At 69.6% G+C, this 21,134-nt stretch carries 15 protein-coding genes; 6 read left to right on the top strand and 9 right to left on the bottom strand.

Annotated elements, in window-relative coordinates; all coding sequences use genetic code 11:
* Positions 1-8 precede the first annotated feature (8 nt).
* Positions 9-1,034 carry a DUF808 domain-containing protein gene (locus AC5RV6_RS00545; RefSeq protein WP_494005339.1) on the bottom strand — a complete coding sequence of 342 codons (1,026 nt, stop codon included), beginning with the start codon at positions 1,032-1,034 and terminating at the stop codon, positions 9-11.
* A 204-nt stretch (positions 1,035-1,238) separates the two neighbouring features.
* On the opposite strand from AC5RV6_RS00545, the gene AC5RV6_RS00550 reads away from it, so the two are divergent.
* Both AC5RV6_RS00550 and hrpA read left to right on the top strand, forming a co-directional pair.
* Positions 1,239-2,270 (top strand): helix-turn-helix transcriptional regulator, encoded by a 1,032-nt coding sequence (locus AC5RV6_RS00550; protein WP_494005340.1) that lies wholly within the window; start codon positions 1,239-1,241, stop codon positions 2,268-2,270.
* Positions 2,271-2,283: 13 nt separating this feature from the next.
* Complete coding sequence (hrpA, locus tag AC5RV6_RS00555) at positions 2,284-6,240, top strand: ATP-dependent RNA helicase HrpA (RefSeq protein WP_494005341.1); 3,957 nt, start codon at positions 2,284-2,286, stop codon at positions 6,238-6,240.
* A gap of 35 nt (positions 6,241-6,275) precedes the next feature.
* Here hrpA and AC5RV6_RS00560 read toward each other — a convergent pair whose 3' ends face one another.
* The 3 genes from AC5RV6_RS00560 to AC5RV6_RS00570 all read right to left on the bottom strand — a co-directional run bounded on the left by AC5RV6_RS00560 (position 6,276) and on the right by AC5RV6_RS00570 (position 8,288).
* Entirely contained in the window at positions 6,276-6,704 is a 429-nt protein-coding gene (locus tag AC5RV6_RS00560) for an HIT family protein (protein ID WP_494005342.1), read from the bottom strand.
* Positions 6,705-6,795: 91 nt separating this feature from the next.
* Positions 6,796-7,635 (bottom strand): sulfurtransferase, encoded by an 840-nt coding sequence (locus AC5RV6_RS00565; protein ID WP_494005343.1) that lies wholly within the window; start codon positions 7,633-7,635, stop codon positions 6,796-6,798.
* Positions 7,632-8,288, bottom strand: a complete 657-nt coding sequence (locus AC5RV6_RS00570; protein ID WP_494005344.1) for an MBL fold metallo-hydrolase — start codon at positions 8,286-8,288, stop codon at positions 7,632-7,634. The genes AC5RV6_RS00565 and AC5RV6_RS00570 overlap by 4 nt, the downstream gene beginning before the upstream one ends.
* Before the next feature lie 121 nt (positions 8,289-8,409).
* Between AC5RV6_RS00570 and AC5RV6_RS00575 the strand changes: the two genes are divergently transcribed.
* Positions 8,410-8,856, top strand: coding sequence for a Fur family transcriptional regulator (locus AC5RV6_RS00575; RefSeq protein ID WP_494005345.1), 447 nt, complete (start codon positions 8,410-8,412; stop codon positions 8,854-8,856).
* On the opposite strand, the gene AC5RV6_RS00580 is transcribed toward AC5RV6_RS00575, so the two are convergent.
* The 5 genes from AC5RV6_RS00580 to AC5RV6_RS00600 all read right to left on the bottom strand — a co-directional run bounded on the left by AC5RV6_RS00580 (position 8,853) and on the right by AC5RV6_RS00600 (position 14,034).
* On the bottom strand, positions 8,853-9,728 hold the full coding sequence (locus AC5RV6_RS00580) for a metal ABC transporter permease (RefSeq protein WP_494005346.1): 876 nt from the start codon (positions 9,726-9,728) through the stop codon (positions 8,853-8,855). The genes AC5RV6_RS00575 and AC5RV6_RS00580 overlap by 4 nt on opposite strands.
* The gene (locus tag AC5RV6_RS00585; RefSeq protein ID WP_494006593.1) at positions 9,715-10,494 is read right to left on the bottom strand and encodes a metal ABC transporter ATP-binding protein; all 780 of its coding nucleotides are present in this window, start codon (positions 10,492-10,494) and stop codon (positions 9,715-9,717) included. Before AC5RV6_RS00585 ends, AC5RV6_RS00580 begins: the two co-directional genes overlap by 14 nt.
* A gap of 32 nt (positions 10,495-10,526) precedes the next feature.
* Complete coding sequence (locus tag AC5RV6_RS00590; RefSeq protein WP_494005347.1) at positions 10,527-11,507, bottom strand: metal ABC transporter solute-binding protein, Zn/Mn family; 981 nt, start codon at positions 11,505-11,507, stop codon at positions 10,527-10,529.
* A gap of 116 nt (positions 11,508-11,623) precedes the next feature.
* Entirely contained in the window at positions 11,624-12,694 is a 1,071-nt protein-coding gene (locus AC5RV6_RS00595) for a hemolysin family protein (protein WP_494005348.1), read from the bottom strand.
* The gene (locus tag AC5RV6_RS00600; RefSeq protein ID WP_494005349.1) at positions 12,691-14,034 is read right to left on the bottom strand and encodes a hemolysin family protein; all 1,344 of its coding nucleotides are present in this window, start codon (positions 14,032-14,034) and stop codon (positions 12,691-12,693) included. Before AC5RV6_RS00600 ends, AC5RV6_RS00595 begins: the two co-directional genes overlap by 4 nt.
* Positions 14,035-14,544: 510 nt before the next feature.
* Between AC5RV6_RS00600 and AC5RV6_RS00605 the strand changes: the two genes are divergently transcribed.
* The 3 genes from AC5RV6_RS00605 to AC5RV6_RS00615 all read left to right on the top strand — a co-directional run bounded on the left by AC5RV6_RS00605 (position 14,545) and on the right by AC5RV6_RS00615 (position 21,048).
* Positions 14,545-18,387: a multifunctional oxoglutarate decarboxylase/oxoglutarate dehydrogenase thiamine pyrophosphate-binding subunit/dihydrolipoyllysine-residue succinyltransferase subunit gene (locus AC5RV6_RS00605; protein WP_494005350.1), complete on the top strand. Its 3,843-nt coding sequence runs from the start codon at positions 14,545-14,547 to the stop codon at positions 18,385-18,387.
* A 76-nt stretch (positions 18,388-18,463) separates the two neighbouring features.
* On the top strand, positions 18,464-19,063 hold the full coding sequence (locus AC5RV6_RS00610; RefSeq protein WP_494005351.1) for a GDSL-type esterase/lipase family protein: 600 nt from the start codon (positions 18,464-18,466) through the stop codon (positions 19,061-19,063).
* A gap of 227 nt (positions 19,064-19,290) precedes the next feature.
* Positions 19,291-21,048: an ABC transporter family substrate-binding protein gene (locus tag AC5RV6_RS00615; protein ID WP_494005352.1), complete on the top strand. Its 1,758-nt coding sequence runs from the start codon at positions 19,291-19,293 to the stop codon at positions 21,046-21,048.
* Positions 21,049-21,134: the final 86 nt, after the last annotated feature.

The following is a 21,134-nucleotide window of genomic DNA, read 5'->3' on the forward strand; positions in this document are numbered from 1 at the left end:
CCGTGTGATCAGTGCGCGGAGTCGGCGCCGTCCTTCTTGGGCCGGAATCCGGCGGCTGCCGCCCGAAGGTCACCACCGCTGTGCCCGTCCTTCCGGTTCCGGCCGAACGGCAGCACCTTCAGCAGCGGGTGCAGGACGGCCATGACGGCCAGGCCCCAGATCAGGCCCAGGACGGCCGAGCACAGGGTGTTCACCAGCCAGGCCAGGAAGCCGCCGGCCACCGGCACGCCGGCCACGGGCTCCTCGAGGACGTGGACCAGGTCGTAGGGCAGGTGCCAGCCGAGGTCGTACACGCCCTGCAGCATGATGTGCCCGCCCACCCAGAGCATGGCGACCGTGCCCACCAGGGTGATGGCGGCCAGCACGGCGGGCATCCCCCGAACCAGCAGCGCGCCGATGCGCTTCGATCCCGCGGAGTCCCGGGCGGCCAGGTGGAGGCCGATGTCGTCCATCTTCACGATGAGTCCGACGGCGCCGTAGACGAGGACGGTGATGGCCAGCGCCACCACGACCAGGATGACCGCCCGGATCCACAGGGACTGGTCGGCCACCTCGTTCATGGAGATGACCATGATTTCGCAGGACAGGATGAAGTCGGTGGTGATGGCTCCCTTGACCACCTTGGCCTCGGCGTCCGGGCCCCGGTTGACCGCCGGCGATTCCTGGGATTCGTGGTGCCCGCGGACCTTGTGCCAGACCTTCTCGGCGCCCTCGTAGCAGAGGTAGGTGCCGCCGAGCATCAGGATGAACGGAATGATCCACGGGATGAAGGCGCTGATCAGCAGCAGCGCCGGCAGGATGATCAGCAGCTTGTTGCGCAGCGAGCCCCAGAAGATGCGCTTGATCATCGGCAGCTCGCGGGAGGGGTCCGCCCCGGATACGTACTGCGGAGTGACGGCGGCGTCATCAATGACGACGCCGGCAGCCTTGGCTCCCGCTTTGGCGGCGCCGGCAGCGATGTCGTCGACCGAGGCGGCCGCGATCCGTGCCAGGGCCGCAACGTCGTCCAGCAGGGCGACCAGACCGCCGCTCACAGGCCGGCTCCGTTCCGGACGGGGGCGGTCGGCTGGGCATGGGCGTCTCGGTCGAGTCGTGTCAGTGGCATCTTCGGATTATAGGGCCGGCGGGCGCCCGGCGACCCCGTCCTCCGGAGCCGCAGTGACCGGGAAAACATCGGCAGCGCAGAGGTTTTTGGGATGAGGACAGCTATTGTCCGCGTTCAGACGTAGCCTGCTCACATGCTCGAAACCTCAGCCCGGCTGCTGCACCTGCTCTCGCTGCTGCAGATGCGCAGGGAATGGACCGGCGCGGCGCTGGCCGAGCGCATGGCGGTCACCGAACGCACGGTTCGGCGCGACATCGGAAAACTCCGCACGCTGGGGTATCCGATCTCCGCCTCCCCCGGAATAGCGGGCGGCTACCAGCTGGGCGCAGGGGCCCAGCTGCCGCCCCTGCTGCTGGACGATGAGGAGGCCCTCGCCGTCGCCCTGGGCCTGACCGCCGTCGCCACCGGCCCGGTCTCCGGAACCGGAGAGGCCAGCGTGCGGGCGCTGGCGAAACTGGAGCAGGTGCTGCCGGCCCGGCTGCGGCCCAAGTTCTCCGCCCTGCGGAACGCGGTGAGCGTGCTGGCCGGCCCCGCGGCCACCGTGAATCCGGAAATGCTCACCACGCTGTCGTCGGCGATCTCCGAGCGCCGCACCGTCGTCTTCCGCTACACGGGCGCTGAGGGCGCGTCCGCCAGGCGTACGGCCGAACCGTACAAACTGGTCAGCACCGGGCGCCGCTGGTACCTGGTGGCCTTCTGCCTGGAGCGGGCCGACTGGCGGACCTTCCGGGTGGACCGGTTCCAAAGCATTCCCTCCCCCCGCGCGCGCTTCACTCCACGGCCCCTCCCGGCACCTGACCTGGTGGACTACGTGCGGGAGTCCATCACCCGCTTCCCCTACCGGTACGACGTCGTGGTGCGGCTGGCCGCGCCGCCCGCAGTCCTCGCGGACCGGTTTCCCGCCGACACCGCGGTGCTGGAACCGGACGGCCCCGGGCACACCGTCCTGCGCGGGGGCTGGGATTCCCTGGACCTGCCGCTGATCCAGCTGGCCGTCCTGGGCGTCGAGTTCGAGGTGCTGGAGCCGGTCCAGCTGCGCAACCGCGCCCGCGATGCCGCGGCCCTGCTGCTGCGGGCGGCCGCGGCGTCCCCGGACGGACCGGGCGCTCCGCCGGCGGCGAAAGACCGGCCGATGCCTCCAGGGGCTGAGAACCGGGACGGCTAGACTGGTGCCAATCATGGCACTGACTCTTTCCTATCCTCCCCAGCTGCCCGTCTCCGAGCGCCGCGGAGACATCATGGCCGCCATTGCGGCGAACCAGGTCACCATCGTCGCCGGCGAAACCGGCTCCGGGAAGACCACCCAGATTCCCAAGATGTGCCTGGAACTCGGCCTGGCGGAGAAGGGCCTGATCGGCCACACCCAGCCCCGGCGGCTGGCCGCCCGCACCGTGGCCGAGCGCGTCGCCGAGGAACTCGGTGTGGAGATCGGCGCCGAGGTCGGCTACCAGGTCCGCTTCACCGGCGAGGTCAGCCGGGACACGCAGGTCAAGCTGATGACCGACGGCATCCTGCTGGCCGAAATCCAGCATGACCGGAAGCTGAAGAAATACAGCACGATCATCATCGACGAGGCGCACGAGCGAAGCCTGAACATCGACTTCATCCTCGGCTACCTCAAACGGCTGCTGCCCGAACGGCCGGACCTGAAGGTCATCATCACCTCCGCCACGATCGACCCCGAGCGGTTCGCCGAGCACTTCGCCGCCCCGGACGGCACGCCGGCGCCGATCATCGAGGTCTCTGGGCGCACCTATCCGGTGGAAATCCGCTACCGGCCGCTGAACCAGCCCGCCGACGGCCGCGACGAGGACGGCGCCGACGACGAGCTTGAGGAGGACCGCGACCCGGTCGACGCCGTGTGCGACGCCGTCGAGGAACTCTCCCGTGAGGCGCCGGGCGACATCCTGGTGTTCTTCCCCGGCGAGCGCGAGATCCGCGACGCCGCCGAGGCCCTGCGCGGAACGGTGCAGCGGGTGCCCCGGCTGGCCGGCACCGAGATCCTGCCCCTCTACGCGCGGCTGTCCATGGCTGAACAGCACCAGGTCTTCAGGCCCGGCCGGAACCGTCGCATCGTGCTGGCCACCAACGTGGCCGAGACCTCGCTGACCGTGCCCGGCATCAAGTACGTGATCGACACCGGCACCGCCCGCATCTCGCGCTACTCGCACCGCACCAAGGTCCAGCGGCTGCCGATCGAGCGGATCTCCCAGGCCTCCGCCAACCAGCGTTCGGGCCGCTGCGGACGTGTCTCCGACGGCATCGCCATCCGGCTGTACTCCGAGGAGGACTTCGAGGCCCGGCCGGAGTTCACCGACCCGGAGATCCTGCGCACCAACCTGGCCGCCGTCATCCTCCAGATGGCCGCCATGGGCGTGGCCCGCGCCCCGAAGGACGTCGTCGACTTTCCCTTCGTCCAGGCGCCCGATGCCAAGGCCGTCAACGACGGCGCCGCGCTGCTCAAGGAGCTCGGCGCGCTGCACCCCCAGGGCGGGCTGACCGGCGTCGGACGCAAGCTCGCGCAGCTTCCGGTGGATCCCCGGCTGGGGCGGATGATCGTCGAGGCCGGCGCCCGCGGCGCCGCCAAGGAGGTCATGGTGCTGACCGCCGCCCTGACCATCCAGGATCCGCGTGAACGCCCGTCCAAGGACGACCCCGCCCGCGCCCAGAAGGCCGCGGAGATGCACAAGCGGTTCGTCGACGAGAACTCCGACTTCACCGGCTACCTGAACCTGTGGCGGTACGTGCAGGAAAAGCAGAAGGAACTGTCCTCCTCCGCGTTCCGCCGCCTGTGCAGGAACGAATTCCTGAACTTCCTGCGCATCCGCGAATGGCAGGACCTGTTCGCGCAGCTGCGCCAGCTGGCCAGGCCGCTGGGCATCACGCTCTCCCCCGGGCCGGTGGATCCGGCGGGCCGGGACAAGGACGTGCACATCAGCCTGCTCTCGGGGCTGCTCAGCCACATCGGCCTGTACGACCAGCGCAAGCGTGAATACGCCGGCGCCCGCGGCACCCGTTTCGCCGTGTTCCCCGGCTCGGCCCTGTTCAAGAAGTCCCCGGACTGGGTCATGGCCGCAGAGCTGGTGGAGACCTCCCGGCTGTGGGCCCGGACGGCGGCGAAGTTCGACCCGCTGTGGGTCGAGGAGGTCGCCCCGCACCTGATCAAGCGCACCTACAGCGAGCCGCACTGGTCCAAGCGCAACGGATCGGTCATGGCCTACGAGAAGGTCACCCTCTACGGCGTGCCCGTCATCGCCCAGCGCAGCATCAACTACGGCCGAATCGATCCGGAACTGGCCCGGGAGATGTTCATCCGCCATGCCCTGGTGGAAGGCGACTGGCGCACCCACCACAAGTTCTTCGCCCGCAACCGCGCCCTGCTGGAAGAGGTCGAGGAGCTGGAGAACCGCACCCGCCGCAGGGGCCTGCGGGTGGACGACGAAACCCTCTTCGAGTTCTACGACGCGCGGGTGGGACGGGAGGTCGTCTCCGAGCGGCACTTCGACAAATGGTGGAAGCACGCACGGCATGAGGATCCGAAGCTGCTGGACTTCGATCCCGAGGCCCTGCTCACCGAGCAGGCCGCCGACCTGGACGAGTCGGCCTACCCGAAGACCTTCCGCTACGGCGGCTTCGAGCTGCCGCTGCAGTACGAGTTCACCCCGGGCGACGCCTCGGCCGACGGCGTCACCGCCGAGGTGCCCGTCCTGTTCCTGAACCAGCTGGCGCCCGAGCCGTTCCGCTGGCTGATCCCCGGCATGCGCGCCGAACTGATCACCGCCCTGATCAAGTCCCTGCCCAAAGCGGTGCGCAAGAATTTCATTCCGGCCCCCGACGTCGCCCGCGCCGCCGCGGCGGCCCTCGCCGAGGACTTCGACCCGTCCCGGGACGAGCTGGAACCCTCGCTGGAACTGGTGCTGCGCCGGCTCAAGGGCTCGATCATCCCGCCCGGCTCCTGGAACTGGGACGCCGTCCCGGAGCATCTGCGGATGAACTTCACGGTGGTCGACGCCGCCGGGCGGCTCCTTGGTGAAGGCCGGGACCTGGCGGCCCTGCAGGAGAAACTCGCCCCGGCCACCCGCCGGGCCATTGCCGAATCCCTGGGCGCCACTCCGGCAAGCGTGACCGCGGCCCGCGCGGGCACGCCGGGACGCGGAGGCCGGGGCAGCGCGGCCGCCGGCAACGGCCGCGGGAACGGACGTCCGCAGCAGCCGGCCGGCGCGACCGGTTCCGGCAGCCGCGGGGGCACCGACACCGGATCGGTGCAGGAGCGTTCCGGGCTGACCGAGTGGAGCGTCGGAACGGTCGAAAGGCAGGTCCGGCGGATGGTCGCCGGGCACACGGTCACCGGCTATCCGGCACTCATCGACGAAGGCGCCACCGCCGGGCTGCGCGTGTTCTCGGACCCGGCGGAGCAGGCTGCGGCCATGCGCTCCGGTGTCATCCGGCTGCTGGCCCTTCGTGTGCCCGACCCCTCCCGGTACGTACTGGAGCACCTGAACAACCGGGAGAAGCTCTCGTTCAGCCAGAATCCGCACGGTTCGGCGGCGGCCCTGATGGAGGACTGCTCGCTGGCGGCGATCGACAAGCTGGTGCCCGAGGCGCTGCCGTGGAACCGGCAGGACTTCGACGCGCTGTATGAGCGGGTCCGCGCGGATCTGATCGACACGGTGTTCACGGTGACCGCGATCCTCGAGAAGGTGCTGTCGGCCGCCCGCCGGATTACCGTCCAGGTCAAGGCCACCGGATCCCCGGCCCTGATCAGTGCGCTGCAGGACATCCGCGCCCAGCTGGATTCGCTGGTCTACCCCGGGTTCGTGGCCCGCACCGGCTACGCGCAGCTGGCCCACCTGCCCCGCTACCTGGCCGGCATCGAGCGCCGGCTGGACAAGCTGCCGACCAACGTGGCCCGCGACGCCGCGCAGATGGCCGTGGTGCAGGCCCTTGAGGACGACTACGACGACGCGGTGGCTGCCCTGCCGCCGGGCGCCGCGGTGCCCCCGGCGCTGCGGGAGGTCCGCTGGATGCTGGAGGAACTGCGCATCAGCTTCTTTGCCCAGGAACTGGGAACGGCCCGGTCCGTTTCGGAGAAACGGATCCGGACCGCTCTGAACAAGGCCCTCGCCCCGGCCTGAGCCGCCGGGTCGAAGCGGCCCGGGCCGCCGTCCGGCTAGTCCTCAGGCACGAACCGTTCGTGCCCGGCGGCGCGCAGCGCCTGCCGCAGCTTCCGGGCGTTGGCCTCCATCCGCTCCGGATCGGGGTCCTGTTCGGCGCGGCTGAAGTCGAAGTCGGCCAGGGAGTTGGCCGGCCAGACGTGCAGGTGCAGATGGTCGACCTCGAACCCTGCGATGGTCAGGCCCGCCCGCTCCGAGCCGAAGGCGGCCACCTGCGCCGCGCCGATCACCTGGGCGACGCCGGTCAGCTTCTGCATCAGGTCCGCCGGGGCGTCGGTCCACTTGTCCACCTCCCGGCGGGGTACCACCAGGGTGTGTCCGTCGGCGAGGGGACCGATGCTCAGGAACGCGACGACGTCGTCGTCCTTCCAGACGAAGCGGCCGGGGATCTCGCCCTCGATGATGCGGGTGAACAGGGTCGGCATGGACTCTCCTTGCTGGGGATGGGAGCCGCCCGGCCGCAGGGGTTTGCGCAGGGGCGGCGGAACGGGACGGCCGGTAAACATGGTTTCGACGCTACCGGTCCCCGTCGCCCGTCGCCACCGGCTGCCCGGCGGCGGCCGACCACTCGGACCAGGATCCGGGGTACAGCGCCGCCTCGAATCCTGCCAGCGCCAGGGCGGCGACCTCCCCGGCCGCGAAGACGCCGGAGCCGCAGTACGCCGCCGTCGGCCGGACGCCGTCGACGCCGGCCGCCTCGAACCGGGCACGCAGCTGCGGCGGGCTCAGGTATCGGCCGCGCTCGTCCAGGTTTCCCGCCGCCGGCACGTTGACGGCGCCGGGGATGTGCCCGGCCTGCGGGTCCACCGGCTCCGTTTCGCCGCGGTAGCGCTCGGGCGCCCGGGCGTCCAGGAGCACCCCTTCCTCCCCCAGCCGGCCGGCCAGGGCCATGTCAGCGACCGGCATATGCCCCCAGGAGAGCATGGCGGAGCCCGGTTCCGGCTGTTCGTCTCCTCCGGCCAGCCGGCCGCCCGCGTCCACCCAGGCCCGCAGGCCGCCGTCGAGCAGGCGCACATTCTCGAAGCCCGCGTGCCGCAGCAGCCACCAGGCGCGCGCGGCGGCGCTGCCGCCGGACGCGTCATAGGCCACCACGAGGTCGCCGTCATTGACGCCCCAGCGCCGCACCGCGGCGGCGAAGTCCCCGGCCGCAGGCAGCGGATGCCGGCCGCCCGGGCCCGGAGGAGCCGACAGCTCGCTGTCCAGGTCCACATACACCGCACCGGGAAGGTGCCCGGCCAGGTACTGCGCGTGCCCGTCGGTGCGGCCGAGCTCCCAGCGGACGTCCAGCAGCCGCAGGGGCGCGCCCCGGCCGCGCTTCTCCATCAGGGCAGGGGCGTCGATGAGGACCGGCGTCATACCTGGACCTCGTCACCGGGCTGCAGCGCCACGTATTCGGTGCCGTACATCGCGCCGATCCGCTCCAGGTGCTTTTCGACGACGGCACGGCCGTTGCCGTTGAGGAGGGCGTCATGGATGGGATAGGCGGTGTCCGCGCCGCAGGCGATGAGGAAGTCGAGGACCTCCTGGACCTTGGACCACGGCGCGTGGATGGGCAGCAGCAGGATCCGGGCCCGCAGGCCGTAGGGAACGATGAAGGAGTCGCCCGGATGGTAGACGCTGCCCTCGATGAGGTAGCCGAGGTTGGCGACCATGGGCACCAGGGGGTGGATCAGGGCATGCTGGCCGCCGAAGGAGCGGACAGTGAATCCGGCCAGCTCGAACTCGGCGTCGGGGACGGCGTCGACGATCCGCTCCGCCAGCTCCGGCGCCTCGTTCCGCAGGGCCCCGGCGAGGGAGGCCGGCGCGTGCAGCACCAGGTCCGGCGAGGCCGACATCGCCGCCAGGACCGGGCCGCGGTCGAGGTGGTCCGGATGCTCATGGGTGACCAGCACGGCGTCGGCGCCGGCCAGCGCACGGTCCGTCTCGGAGAAGCTGCCGGGGTCCAGCACCAGCACCCGGCCGTCCTTTTCACAGCGCACGCAGGAGTGTGAGAACTTGGTCATCTTCATGCGCCCACAGTACCCGCCGGGCGGGTGCCGCGGGCCTGCTCCGCACCGGAACCGTCCCGGTCCCCGCAGCGGCCCGGCTGGTACGCTGGACGGGACAATCGTGCCAGTGCAGGAGGATGCCATGACCGGCCAACCGCCGCGCCCCGCCAGGCGGAGCCCGGAGCAGCGGGTCACCCGCCAGCGGCTCGCCGTCGGACGCACCCTGGACGAACTCGACGACTTCGTCAGCACCCAGGAACTGCACCGGCTGCTCCAGGAGCGCGGCGAAAAAGTGTCCCTGGCGACCGCCTACCGCATCCTGCAGTCCATGGCCGAGGACAACCTGGTCGACGTGCTGCGGACCGGTGAGGGCGAGGCGCTCTACCGCCGCTGCGAGGCCGGGCACCACCACCATCACCTGGTCTGCCGGTCCTGCGGACGGACCGTCGAGGTCGAGGCGCCCGCCGTGGAGTCCTGGGCCGCCCGGCTGGGCGCCGACCACGGCTTCACCGAGGTGGCGCACACCGTTGAGGTCTTCGGGCTCTGCCCCGCCTGCACGGCCGCCCGACGGGCGGCGGCGGAGAACTAGGCGGCGGCCGCGCCGCCGCGGACCGGCACCCGCCGGCCCCGCATCCGCCGGATGAGGCGGCACACCAGGTAGATCAGGAACGAAATCGTGGTGATGTAGGGGCTGATCGAGATCCGCCCGCCCAGCGCCAGCAGGATCCCGCCCACGGCGGAGACCACCGCGAACGCCACGCTCAGCGCGACGACCAGGCGGGGCGAGGAGGTCACCAGCAGCGCCGCCGCCGCCGGAGTGATCAGCAGCGAGAGCACCAGCAGCGCACCCACGACCTGGATCGACAGGGCCACGGACAGGCCCAGCAGGAACATGAACCCGATCGACAGCCCCCGCACCGGCACGCCACGGGCCTCGGCCAGCTCCGGATCGGCGCTGGCGAAGGTCAGCGGGCGCCAGAGCACGGCCAGGCCGACGACGACGACGGCGGCGCACACGGCGAGCAGGTTCAGCTGCACCGTGTCCACCGCCACGATCTGGCCGGTCAGGAGCCCGAACTTGTTCGCCGACCGTCCTTCGTAGAGGCCGAGGAACAGGATGCCCAGGCCGAGCCCGAAGGGCATGATGACGCCGGTGATGGAGTTCCGGTCCCGGGCGCGCAGGCCGAGGACGGCGAGCAGGACGGCTGCGGCCACCGAGCCGACCAGTGAGCCGGCGATGACGTTGGCGCCGACCAGCAGGGCGAAGGCGGCCCCGGCGAAGGAGAGTTCGGCGATGCCGTGCACGGCGAAGGCCAGGTCCCGCATCATCACGAAGACGCCGATCAGCCCGCCGACCAGGCCCAGGATCGCCGCGGCCCAGAGGGAGTTCTGCACCAGGGGCAGCAGCTGCCCGTAGTCGCTGAAGTTGAAGACCTCGGAGAGGAAGTCACGCAGGTCCAAGGTCGTCCTCGTTCTCCAGGTGGTGGTGGGTGGTGGCGTCCGGGATGCCGAGCACGACGATCCGGCCGTGGCTGCGGATCACCTCGACCCGGCTGCCGTACATGTCGGACAGGACGTCGCTGCGCAGCACCTCGGCGGGGGTGCCGGTGCGGAACTGCCCGCCGGCGAGATAGAGCACCCGGTCCACGTAGTCGATGATCGGATTGATTTCATGCGTCACGAACACCACCGCGGTGTCCTCCTGATGGCAGCGCCGGTCGATCAGCGCGCTGATCGCCTGCTGGTGATGCAGGTCCAGCGAGAGCAGGGGCTCGTCGCACAGCAGCACGTCGGGGTCGGTGGCCAGGGCCTGGGCGGCGCGCAGCCGCTGCAGTTCGCCGCCGGAGAGCTGCCCGACGGGGTGGTCGGCGTACGCGGCGGCTCCGACCTGGTCCAGCAGCTCATCCACCCGGCGCCGGACGGGGGCACGGCGCATCCGGATGCCCCACCGGTTTCCGTCGATGCCCATGCCGACCAGGTCCCGGCCGCGCAGCGGCGTCGACGGCGCGAAGGTCTTCTGCTGTGGAATGTAGCCGATGTCGGCGTTGCCCCGGGTTACGGGCCGGCCGTTGACGGTCACGGTGCCGGCGCTCAGCGGCTGCAGGCCGAGCAGGACCTTCAGGAACGTGGTCTTGCCGGAGCCGTTGGGCCCCAGGACGGCCAGGAACTCGCCGCGGGCGATGTCCAGGTCCAGGCCCTGCCACAGCACCCGGTCGCCGAAGGACATGGCTGCCCCGCGCAGGCGGACGGCGGGAGCGCTCACCGGAGCACGCCCTCAATGCTCTCCACGTTGGCGCCCATCCACTGCAGGTAGTCCTCGTCCTCGGGCAGCGTCTCGGAGAAGTCCAGGACCGGCACGCCGGCGTCCTCGGCCGTCCGGCGGACGGTTTCGGTCTGCGGCGAAGCCGTCTGGCTGTTGTAGGCGAGGAAGGCGAGGTCCCCGGAGCGCACCAGCTGTTCCATCTCGTTCAGCACGGCCACCGGGACGTCGGAGCCTTCCTCCACCGCCTCCGTGAAGTCGTCGGGGGTGACGTTGTGCAGGCCGGCGTCCTCCAGCAGGTAGTTCGGGACCGGTTCGGTGACGGCGACGTCGCGGCCTTCAGCGTCCGGGTGCAGGGCCGCCAGGCGCTCCAGCAGCGAGTCGATGCCGTCGTTGAAGTCCGCCGCATTGGCCCGGAATGTCTCCGCATTCTCCGGATCCAGGCCGGCCAGGCGCTCCGCGGCGGCTTCGGCGAGCAGTCCCATGGCCTGCGGGCTGTACCAGACGTGTTCATTGAAGGCGCCGTGTGAGTGGCCCGCATGGCCGCCGGACTCCTCCGTGGCTTCTTCGGTGTGCTCATCCGTGTGCTCTTCGGCGCCGGTGTCGAGGCCGGAGATGTCGACGGCGTTCAGCACATCCTCCTCCGGCACCTGTTCCTCAGCCACGAGGGTTTCCATGAAGCTGTCGTAGCCGCCGCCGTTGAGCACCACCAGCCGCGCGTCGGACACGGCGAGGCGGTCCCGGGCGGTGGCCTCGTAGGAATGCGGATCCTGGGTGGGGCGGTCGATGATCGACCGGACGCTGACGTGCTCTCCCCCGACGCTCTCAAGGATGCTGCCGTAGACGTCGGTGGAGGCCACCACCGGCAGGGCGCCGTCGGCGGCGGTGCCGGCTTCGCCGCCCTCCCCGCCGGAGCAGGCTGAAAGGGTGAGGGCGGCAGCGGTCAGCGCCGCCGCGATGGTGGCGGTCAAGCGGCTCATGGTGGTGGTTTCCTTGCTGGCTGGGGGCGGCCTCCCGGGGTGCGGGAACCTGCCCATCGTAGCCTAATCGCGAACGGTTCGCATCAAGACGGCGGGGTGGGGAGCGGGACGCTCCCCTACCCGCGCAGCCCCTCGCCTGAGCGGCGCACGCCCTGGGCCTGCGTCACGTCACGGATCTCGCCCACCAGTTCCTCGATGACGTCCTCCAGGAACAGCACGCCCCTGGTGCCGCCGTCGGGGCCCAGCACACGGGCCAGATGGGAGCCGGTCCGCTGCATGACGGCCAGGGCGTCCTCGACGCCGTCCCCGATCTGCAGGTTCGCCAGGGTCCGCACCCGGTTTTCAGTGATCGGCTGCCCGTAGGCCTCCGCCGGCACGGCCATGACATCCTTCAGGTGCATGTAGCCGGTCAGGTTGCCCGCCGGATCCACCAGCACGAACCGGGAGAAACCGGTGCGGGCCACGGCCTTCTCGAACTCGGCCGGGGTGGAGTCGGTCCGCAGCGTGACCAGGTCCGCCAGCGGCACCATGACGTCACCGGCCGTCTGCGTGGAGAACTCCAGGGCGCCGGAGATCACGCCGGAGTCGTCGGCCACGAGCCCGTGCCGGGTGGACTCCTGGACGATGGACTGCACCTCCTCCAGCGTGAAGCTGGAGGTCACTTCGTCCTTGGGCGTGATGCCCAGCAGGCGCAGGGCGTGGTTGGCCAGCCAGTTCAGGGTCCAGATGACCGGCCGCACGATGCGCGAGACCATCACCAGCGGCGGTGCGAGCACCAGCGCGGCGCGGTCGGCCACGGAAACCGAGATGTTCTTCGGCACCATCTCACCGATGGTCACGTGCAGGAAGGTCACGATCAGCAGTGCGGCCAGGAAGCCCGCGCCGTCGGCCGCCTCCACCGGCAGCCCGACGGCCTCCAGCGGCGCCGCCAGCAGGTGGTGGATGGCCGGCTCGGCCACGGTAAGGATCAGCAGGGAACACACGGTGATGCCCAGCTGGGCGCACGCCAGCATCAGCGAAACGTTTTCCATGGCCCAGATCGTGGTCTTCGCCCGCTTCGATCCGGTTTCGGCCAGCGGCTCGATCTGGGAACGGCGGGCGGACATCACCGCAAACTCGGCACCGACGAAGAACGCATTGCCCAGCAGCAGGACCACCAGCCAGAAGATGCCCGCGACGTCGCTCATCGCGCACCTCCCGCGGAGGCGCCGTCGGAGCCGGCGGAAACCTCCGGCGCGGACGGGACAAAGCTGACCCGGTCCACGCGGCGCTCCTCCATCCGCTCCACCTCCAGGATCCCGCCCGGCACCTCGACCCGGTCGCCGACTTCGGCGATCCGGCCGAGTTCGGCCATGATGAACCCGCCGACCGTCTCGTAGCCGGCCTCATCGGGAACCTGCAGCCCCGGCACCAGGGCCGAGACCTCGTCCGGGCGCATGATGCCCGGGAAGTACCAGTTGCCCGCCGCGCTCTGGAGCACGCCCGGCTTCAGGCGGTCATGTTCATCGGAAACCTCGCCCACGATCTCCTCGACCAGGTCCTCCAGGGTGGCGACGCCGGCGGTGCCGCCGTACTCGTCGAGCACCACGGCGACCTGCAGGTTGGCGCTGCGCAGCTCGTTGAGCAGCGAATCCAGGTGGACCGTCTCGGGCACCCGGAGCACCTCGGACATGATGGCCGCGGCCGGCAGCTCCGCGCGCCGGTCGCGCGGCACCGCGACCGCCTTCTTGACGTGCACGACGCCGCGCACGTCGTCCGGCGAATCGCCGAGGACGGGGAAACGGGAGTAGCCGGTGCGCCGGGCGGCATCGATGATGTCCTGCACCGGCTGGTCGGCGTCGATGGTCTCCAGGCGGATCCGCGGAGTCATCACGTCGGCCGCGGTCCGTTCGGAAAAGGAAAAGGTCCGGGAGAGGAAGTTGGCCGTGCCGGCATCCAGGGTGCCCAGCTCGGCGGACCGGCGCACCATGGAGGAGAGCTCGGCCGGGGTGCGCGCCCCGCTGACCTCTTCTTTGGCCTCGAGACCAAAGAGATGCAGGATCCGGTTCGCGAAGCCGTTCAGCAGCACGATGGCGGGACGGAACACGAACGTGAAGGCCAGCTGCGGACGCGCCAGGGCCTTGCCGACAGCCATCGGCTCGGCGATGGAGAGGTTCTTCGGGATGAGCTCGCCCAGCAGCATGGACAGCAGCGTCGCCAGGATCATGGCCACGACCACGGACGTCGACTGCACCGCCACGGGCGGCAGGCCAAGGGCGGCGAGCGGGGTCTGCAGCAGCCGGCCCACCGACGGCTCCATGACGAACCCGGTCAGCAGCGTGGTGAGGGTGATGCCCAGCTGGCAGCTGGAGAGCTGCGTGGACAGCGAGGTCAGGCAGCGCAGCAGGGGTTCGGCGGCTTTGTCGCCGTTCTCCACCGCGCGGCGAACGGCGGGCTGGTCAAGGGCGACGAGCGCGAACTCGACGGCCACGAAGAACCCGGTGCCGAGGATGAGGATGAGGCCGAAGCCCAGATAAAGCCACTCCATCAGGCCACCGCCGCGGGCGGGAGGGCCGGAGCTGCATCAGCGCGGGGTCGGAAGGACCCTGGACTGGAAGGCTCCGATGGTGCGCGGGAGGTGTCGCGGGCGGCGCGGGCAAAGCCGCTTCCGCCGGGGTCGGGGGTGCTGCCGGCGCTGGGCGTCCCGGTGCCGGTTTCGGCTGAACGGGACGCGGGCCGGCGTCTGGAATAACTGTCCATAGACGCTCAACTCTACAGTGTCGGCCCTTTGCCGCGACAGGTGCTTCCGAGTATCGGCTCCGGCCGCAGGCGCCCGCCGGCAGCCCCGAAAACGGCGCCGCCGTCCCCGCTTTGCGATCCGGAGGCGGGGCCGCCACGCCTCTGTGGGGGATTAGCCAGTTCTTGTCAACTGTCACTAGACTGTCAGGAGGTCTCGGTCACTGCGCACCGGGCGCATACCGGCAAGTCTTGAGGCGCACGTCCTCGGAACAGGCTGCCGCAAGGGCAAAAGGCAACTCATGGAAGAGGCGTATAACCAGTGCCAAACCAATTTAGCCACCGTCTACCGGAGGAATTCGGGGGCAACGAGTGGCTGGTCGACGAGCTGTACGAGCAGTTTCTGAAGGACCGGAACTCAGTTGACAAGAAGTGGTGGAGCATCTTCGACTCCTTTAAGGAGGAGGACGGGCAGGCCGACGGCGGCTCCTCCTCCGCCGGCGGGAACGGAGCCGCCGCCGCCTCGAAGCAGGATTCGAATCCGCCCACCCGCCAGCTGCCGGTGGTGAAGAGCGAGCAGGCCGCGCCCAAGGCCTCCGGCGAGTCCCCCGCAGCGGCCCAGCAGTCCGGCCGTCCCCCCGTGGCGAAGGAGCCGGCCGCCGACGCCGCACCGGCGGCCAAGGGCCGCCCGTCCGCCGCCGAGGCCGCCGCCGCGTCGAAGCCCGAGGCCAAGAGCGCACCGATTCCGGCCCAGCTGCCGAAGTCCGCGCCGAACAGCCAGACCGAAGAGGACAAGATCACCGTCCTGCGCGGCCCGGCCAAGGCCATCGCGACGAACATGGACCTGAGCCTCAGCGTCCCGACGGCCACCACCGTGCGCGCCGTCCCCGCAAAGCTGCTGATCGACAACCGGATCGTCATCAACAGCCACCTGGCCCGGGCCCGCGGCGGCAAGGTCTCGTTCACCCATCTGCTGGGCTACGCGATCATCCGTGCCGCCGCGCAGTTCCCGTCCATGAACGTCTACTACGACGAGATCGACGGCAAGCCGACGGCGGTGCAGCCCGCCCACATCAACTTCGGCCTGGCCATCGACATGCCCAAGCCCGATGGAACCCGCCTGCTGGTGGTGCCCAACATCAAGAAGGCCGAAACGCTGAACTTCTCCGAGTTCTGGCAGGCCTACGAGGACATCGTCAAGCGCGCCCGCGCCGGCAAGCTGACCGCCGACGATTACAAGGGCACGACGATCTCGCTGACCAACCCCGGCGGCATCGGCACCGTCCACTCGGTGCCCCGCCTCTCGAAGGGCCAGGCCGCGATCATCGGCGCCGGCGCCCTCGAGTACCCGGCCGAGTTCCAGGGTTCCAACGAAAAGGTCCTGGCCCGCAACGCCGTCAGCAAGATCATCACCCTGACCTCCACCTACGACCACCGGGTGATCCAGGGCGCCGGCAGCGGCGAATTCCTGAAGATCATCCACCAGCTGCTGCTGGGCGAGCAGGGCTTCTACGACGAGATCTTCGAGTCGCTGCGGATCCCCTACGAGCCCGTGCGCTGGAGCCCGGACATTCAGGTCAACCCCGAAGAGCAGATCAACAAGGTCGCCCGGATCCAGCAGCTGATCCACGCCTACCGGGTCCGCGGCCACCTGATGGCCGACACCAACCCGCTGGAGTACGTGCAGCGCCGCCACGCGGACCTGGACATCCTCAACCACGGCCTGACCCTCTGGGACCTGGACCGTGAGTGGCCGACCGGCGGCTTCGGCGGCAAGCCGATGCTCAAGCTCCGGGACATCCTGGGCGTGCTGCGCGACGCGTACTGCCGCACCATGGGCGTGGAGTACATGCACCTGCAGAACCCCGAGGAACGCGAGTGGTTCCAGGACCGGCTCGAGGCGCCCTACAGCAAGCCGACCCGGGATGAGCAGCTGCGCATCCTGAGCAAGCTCAATGCGGCCGAGGCGTTCGAAACCTTCCTGCAGACCAAGTTCGTGGGCCAGAAGCGCTTCTCCCTCGAAGGCGGCGAATCCCTGATTCCGCTGCTGGACTCCGTCCTCTCCGACGCCGCCGAGGCCGGCATGGAGGAAGTCGGCATCGGCATGGCCCACCGCGGCCGACTCAACGTGCTGACCAACATCGCCGGCAAGACCTACGCCCAGGTCTTCCGCGAGTTCGAAGGCATCCAGGATCCGCGCAGCGTCCAGGGCTCCGGCGACGTGAAGTACCACCTGGGCACCGAGGGCACCTTCACCTCCGACTCGGGCAAGACCACCAAGGTCTACCTGGCGGCCAATCCCTCGCACCTTGAAGCGGTGGACCCGGTGCTCGAAGGCATCATCCGCGCCAAGCAGGACCGGCTGGACCAGGGCGACGAGTTCCCCGTCCTGCCGATCCTGATCCACGGTGACGCCGCCTTCGCCGGGCAGGGAGTGGTCGCCGAGACCCTCAACCTGTCGCAGCTGCGCGGCTACCGGACCGGCGGCACCGTCCACGTGGTGGTCAACAACCAGGTCGGCTTCACCACCGCCCCCACCTCGTCGCGTTCCTCCGTGTACGCCACCGACGTGGCCAAGATGGTCCAGGCGCCGATCTTCCACGTCAACGGCGACGATCCCGAAGCCGTGGTCCGGGTTGCCCAGCTGGCGTTCGAATACCGCCAGCGGTTCAACAAGGACGTCGTGATCGACATGGTCTGCTACCGCCGGCGCGGGCACAACGAGGGCGACGACCCCTCGATGACCCAGCCGATGATGTACAGCCTGATCGAGGCCAAGCGTTCGGTCCGCAAGCTCTACACCGAGTCCCTGATCGGCCGCGGCGACATCAGTCAGGAAGAGGCGGAGCAGGCGCTGCGCGACTACCAGGGCCGGCTGGAGCGGGTCTTCGCGGAGACCCACGCGGCGCAGACCTCGCCCATCCCGGTGATCACCAAGGACACCGAGGCCGTTTCCGACCTGGAGCGCCCCGCGGCGCAGCAGGAAGGCAACAGCATCGTCTCCCCGGCGACCACGGCGATCGCCCCCGAGACCCTGGCGCACATCGGCAAGGCCCACCTGGCCGTGCCGGAGGGCTTCACCGTGCACCCGAAGCTCAAGGCGCTGCTCGAGAAGCGCGAGCAGATGTCCCGCAACGGCGGCATCGACTGGGGCTTCGCCGAGGTCGCAGCGTTCGGTTCGCTGCTGATGGAGGGCGTGCCTGTCCGGCTCGCCGGCCAGGACTCGCGCCGCGGCACCTTCACCCAGCGCCACGCGGTCTTCCACGACCGGGTGACCGGCGCCGAGTGGACTCCGCTGGCCGAGCTTGACCCGAACCAGGCCAAGCTGTGGATCTACGATTCCCTCCTGTCCGAATACGCCGCCCTCGGCTTCGAGTACGGCTACTCGGTGGAGCGCCCGGACGCCCTGGTGCTCTGGGAAGCCCAGTTCGGCGACTTCGTCAACGGCGCGCAGACGGTGATCGACGAGTTCATCTCCTCCGCGGAGCAGAAGTGGGGCCAGCGGTCCTCGCTGGTCATGCTGCTGCCGCACGGCTATGAAGGCCAGGGCCCGGACCACTCCTCCGGACGCATCGAGCGCTTCCTGCAGCTGTGCGCCGAGGACAACATGATCGTGGCCAACCCGTCCAACGGCGCCTCGCACTTCCACCTGCTGCGCCGCCAGGCCTACAGCCGTCCGCGGAAGCCGCTGATCGTGTTCACGCCCAAGCAGCTGCTGCGCCTGAAGGCCGCCGCCACGGCGGTGGAGGACTTCACCCAGGGCGACTTCCAGCCGGTGATTCCGGAGCACGCCGAGCTCGACGCGAACGCCGTCGACCGGGTGCTGCTGGTCTCCGGCCGCCTGTACTACGACCTTCTGGCCCAGCGCCAGAAGGCCGGCGACGACAAGACGGCCATCGTGCGCGTGGAGCAGCTGTACCCGCTGCCCCTGGCCGAGATCCGTGCAGCCGTGGAGAAGTACCCCAACGCCGAGCTGGTCTGGGCGCAGGACGAGCCCGCCAACCAGGGTCCGTGGCCGTTCATCGGCCTCAACCTGGCGCCCGAGCTGGACCGGCGCCTGCGCCTGGTGTCCCGCCCGGCGTCGGCGGCCACTTCCACCGGGTCTGCGAAGCGGCACGCCGTGGAGCAGGACATCCTGGTTCGGAAGGCATTCGAACGCCAGTAGCCGGCTGATCCGCGGGCGGGGTGCCACCGGCACCCCGCCCGCGGCGCAGGAAGCCTTGGAGCGGAAAAGGGAGCTAGTGGAACAACGCAGAATCAGGCTCGCAGCAGTCGGAGACGAACTGCTCGCCGGCCACGGAGACCCCCGTGCACTGGGCTGGATCGGTCGTGTGCTGGCGCGCACGACGCCGGAGAATGCCTCCCTGCAGGCCTATACGCTTGCAGCGCCCTCGGAGGGCACCGAAGCGCTGGCGAACCGGTGGCTCCAGGAGGCCGGCCGCCGTTTCGACGACGGCTGTGAGAACCGGCTGGTCATCGGCCTTTCCGGCCGGGATCTCGACCTCGACCTGACCACTGCGCGCAGCCGCCTGAACCTGGCCAACATCCTCGACGGCGCCGCGCAGATGAGCATCAAGGTCTTCGTCGTCGGCCCTCCGCCGGGACTGGACCCCGAGCGCAACCGCAGGCTCGCGGACCTCTCCGCCGCCTTCGGGGACGTCACCACCCGGCGCAAGCACGTCTACGTCGACACCCTGACCCCGCTGATCAACCACGAACAGTGGCGCAGCGACCTGGCGGCAAACGGCGGCACCCCCGGCCAGGCCGGCTACGGCCTGATGGCGTGGCTGGTGCTGCACCGCGGCTGGTACCGGTGGCTCGACCTGCCCGACATGAACTGATCCTGCCTGCGAAGGGGCCCCCGGACCGTGTCCGGGGGCCCCTTCACGTTCCCGCCGTCCCCGCGGCGCTGCGCGTGGACATAACGATCGGTTAACAACGGCTAACAGTTTTCTCGGCGGAAACATTTACTGGCTACGCTTCTTCCCATGTGGCGCCTATCACGGGCGCCTTCATGGGGGGACCGCCACAGGGGGTTCCTGACGCTCACCATCAGTTAGGACTACGAATGCGTACAAAGCGCACGGCGGCCGTTGCCGCCCTCTCCGTTGGCGCGCTGTTCCTGGGCGCCTGCGGATCGGCCGGCGGAAACAACGACGCCGCCGAAACCGAAGGCGGCAACGAGAACATCGCCTCGACGATCAACATCGCCGTCAGCCAGGCACCCGATGCCTACAACGGCAATACCTCCAACGCCAACAGCGTCTACAACTCGTACGTCACCAACCTGACGATGAGCAACTTCGCCGCCATGAACAGCGATGGCGAACTGACCCCGAATCCCGACATGGGCTCGTACGAAAAGGTCAGCGAAGATCCGCTCACGATCAAGTACACGATCCACGAGGACGCGGTCTGGTCCGACGGCACGCCCATCGACTTCGATGACTACCTGCTCGACTGGGCCTCCCGCTCCGGCAAGTTCCTCAACGGCGAGGAAGACATTTTCCAGCCCGCCTCCAACAACGGCTACTCGCAGATTGAGAAGCCCGAAGGCAGCGCCGGCGACAAGGAATTCACCTTCGTGTTCACCGAGCCCTACGTGGACTGGGAAGCACTGCTCACCGAACCGGTCATGCCGGCCCACATCGCCGCCGAGCAGGCCGGCCTGAGCGTCGAGAACAACGGGGAGGCCCTTGTCGAGGCCATCCAGAACGACGACATCGCGGCCCTGACCCCGGTCGCCGAGTTCTGGAACAGCGGCTGGAACTTCGCCGATGCCGAGCTCTCCAGCATCCCCGACACCGCCCTCCTCCCGGCCTCCGGCCCCTACAAGATGGAAACGGGCAGCAACGGCACCCTGACGCTGGTCAAGAACGACCAGTACTGGGGCGAGCGTGCCGGCAAGACCGACACCATCGTGTTCAAGGCCATCGAAGACACCGAGGCCGTCCAGGCGCTGCAGAACGGCGACGTCGACGTCATCGAGCCCTCCGGGCCGACCGTCGACACCAAGACCCAGCTCGAGGCCATTGACGGCGTCGAACTTGAGGTCGGCAGCCAGATGACCTTCAGCCACATCGACTTCGACCAGCGCCCGGGCGCCGTGTTTGAGGACCTGGCCGTTCGCCAGGCCTTCGCCAAGTGCACCCCGCGCCAGGAGATCGTCGACAAGTTCCTCAAGCCCGTCGACCCCGAGGGCGTCGTGATGGACCTGCGCGAGTTCCAGCCGTCCAGCCCCGAGTACGACGAGGTCCTGGCAGCCGTGCCGACGGCCGCCGAGTACAAGGACGTCGATGTCGAGGGCGCCAAGGCCCTGCTCGAAGAGGCCGGCAAGACCGCGCCGGTGGACGTGCGCCTGATGTTCTCCGCCTCCAGCCAGGTCCGCGCCGACATCACCGCGCTGATCAAGAACTCCTGCGACCAGGCCGGGTTCAACATCATCGCGCAGCCGGACGCCGAGTGGACGTCCAAGCTCGATGAGCCGGGCGCCTGGGACGCGGCACTGTTCGCCTGGGCCGGCTCCGGCCTGGTCGCGAGCGGCGAGTCTATCTACATCTCCGAAGGTGTCCAGAACTACGGCGATTTCAGCAACGAGGAAGTTGACCGGCTCTGGGGCGAGGTCGTGACCCTGACGGACGCCTCCGAGGCCGTTGAGCTGAAGAAGGGCATGGAGGAAGCCCTCTGGGCCGACATGTACAACGTCGTCCTGTACGCCAACCCGGGCCTGGTGGCCTACAACTCCAACATGGAGGGCGTGGAGTACAACCCCACCCAGACCGGCATCACCTGGAATGCCTACGAGTGGACCAAGAGCAACGGCTAGCCTTTCCGGGCAGCTGATCCAGCAAAGCGGGGATGGGCAGGCCATTCGGGTCTGCCCATTCCCGTTTCCCGCGCACACCCCCGGCG

This window comes from Arthrobacter saudimassiliensis (assembly GCF_059090665.1).

Bases quoted from the DNA above. Each gene is read 5' to 3' on its own strand.
- AC5RV6_RS00550 (WP_494005340.1), top strand. From the start codon at position 1,239: ATGCTCGAAACCTCAGCCCGGCTGCTGCACCTGCTCTCGCTGCTGCAG.
- hrpA (WP_494005341.1), top strand. From the start codon at position 2,284: ATGGCACTGACTCTTTCCTATCCTCCCCAGCTGCCCGTCTCCGAGCGC.
- AC5RV6_RS00560 (WP_494005342.1), bottom strand. From the start codon at position 6,704: ATGCCGACCCTGTTCACCCGCATCATCGAGGGCGAGATCCCCGGCCGC.
- AC5RV6_RS00565 (WP_494005343.1), bottom strand. From the start codon at position 7,635: ATGACGCCGGTCCTCATCGACGCCCCTGCCCTGATGGAGAAGCGCGGC.
- AC5RV6_RS00570 (WP_494005344.1), bottom strand. From the start codon at position 8,288: ATGAAGATGACCAAGTTCTCACACTCCTGCGTGCGCTGTGAAAAGGAC.
- AC5RV6_RS00575 (WP_494005345.1), top strand. From the start codon at position 8,410: ATGACCGGCCAACCGCCGCGCCCCGCCAGGCGGAGCCCGGAGCAGCGG.
- AC5RV6_RS00585 (WP_494006593.1), bottom strand. From the start codon at position 10,494: ATGTCCTTCGGCGACCGGGTGCTGTGGCAGGGCCTGGACCTGGACATC.
- AC5RV6_RS00590 (WP_494005347.1), bottom strand. From the start codon at position 11,507: ATGAGCCGCTTGACCGCCACCATCGCGGCGGCGCTGACCGCTGCCGCC.
- AC5RV6_RS00595 (WP_494005348.1), bottom strand. From the start codon at position 12,694: ATGAGCGACGTCGCGGGCATCTTCTGGCTGGTGGTCCTGCTGCTGGGC.
- AC5RV6_RS00600 (WP_494005349.1), bottom strand. From the start codon at position 14,034: ATGGAGTGGCTTTATCTGGGCTTCGGCCTCATCCTCATCCTCGGCACC.
- AC5RV6_RS00615 (WP_494005352.1), top strand. From the start codon at position 19,291: ATGCGTACAAAGCGCACGGCGGCCGTTGCCGCCCTCTCCGTTGGCGCG.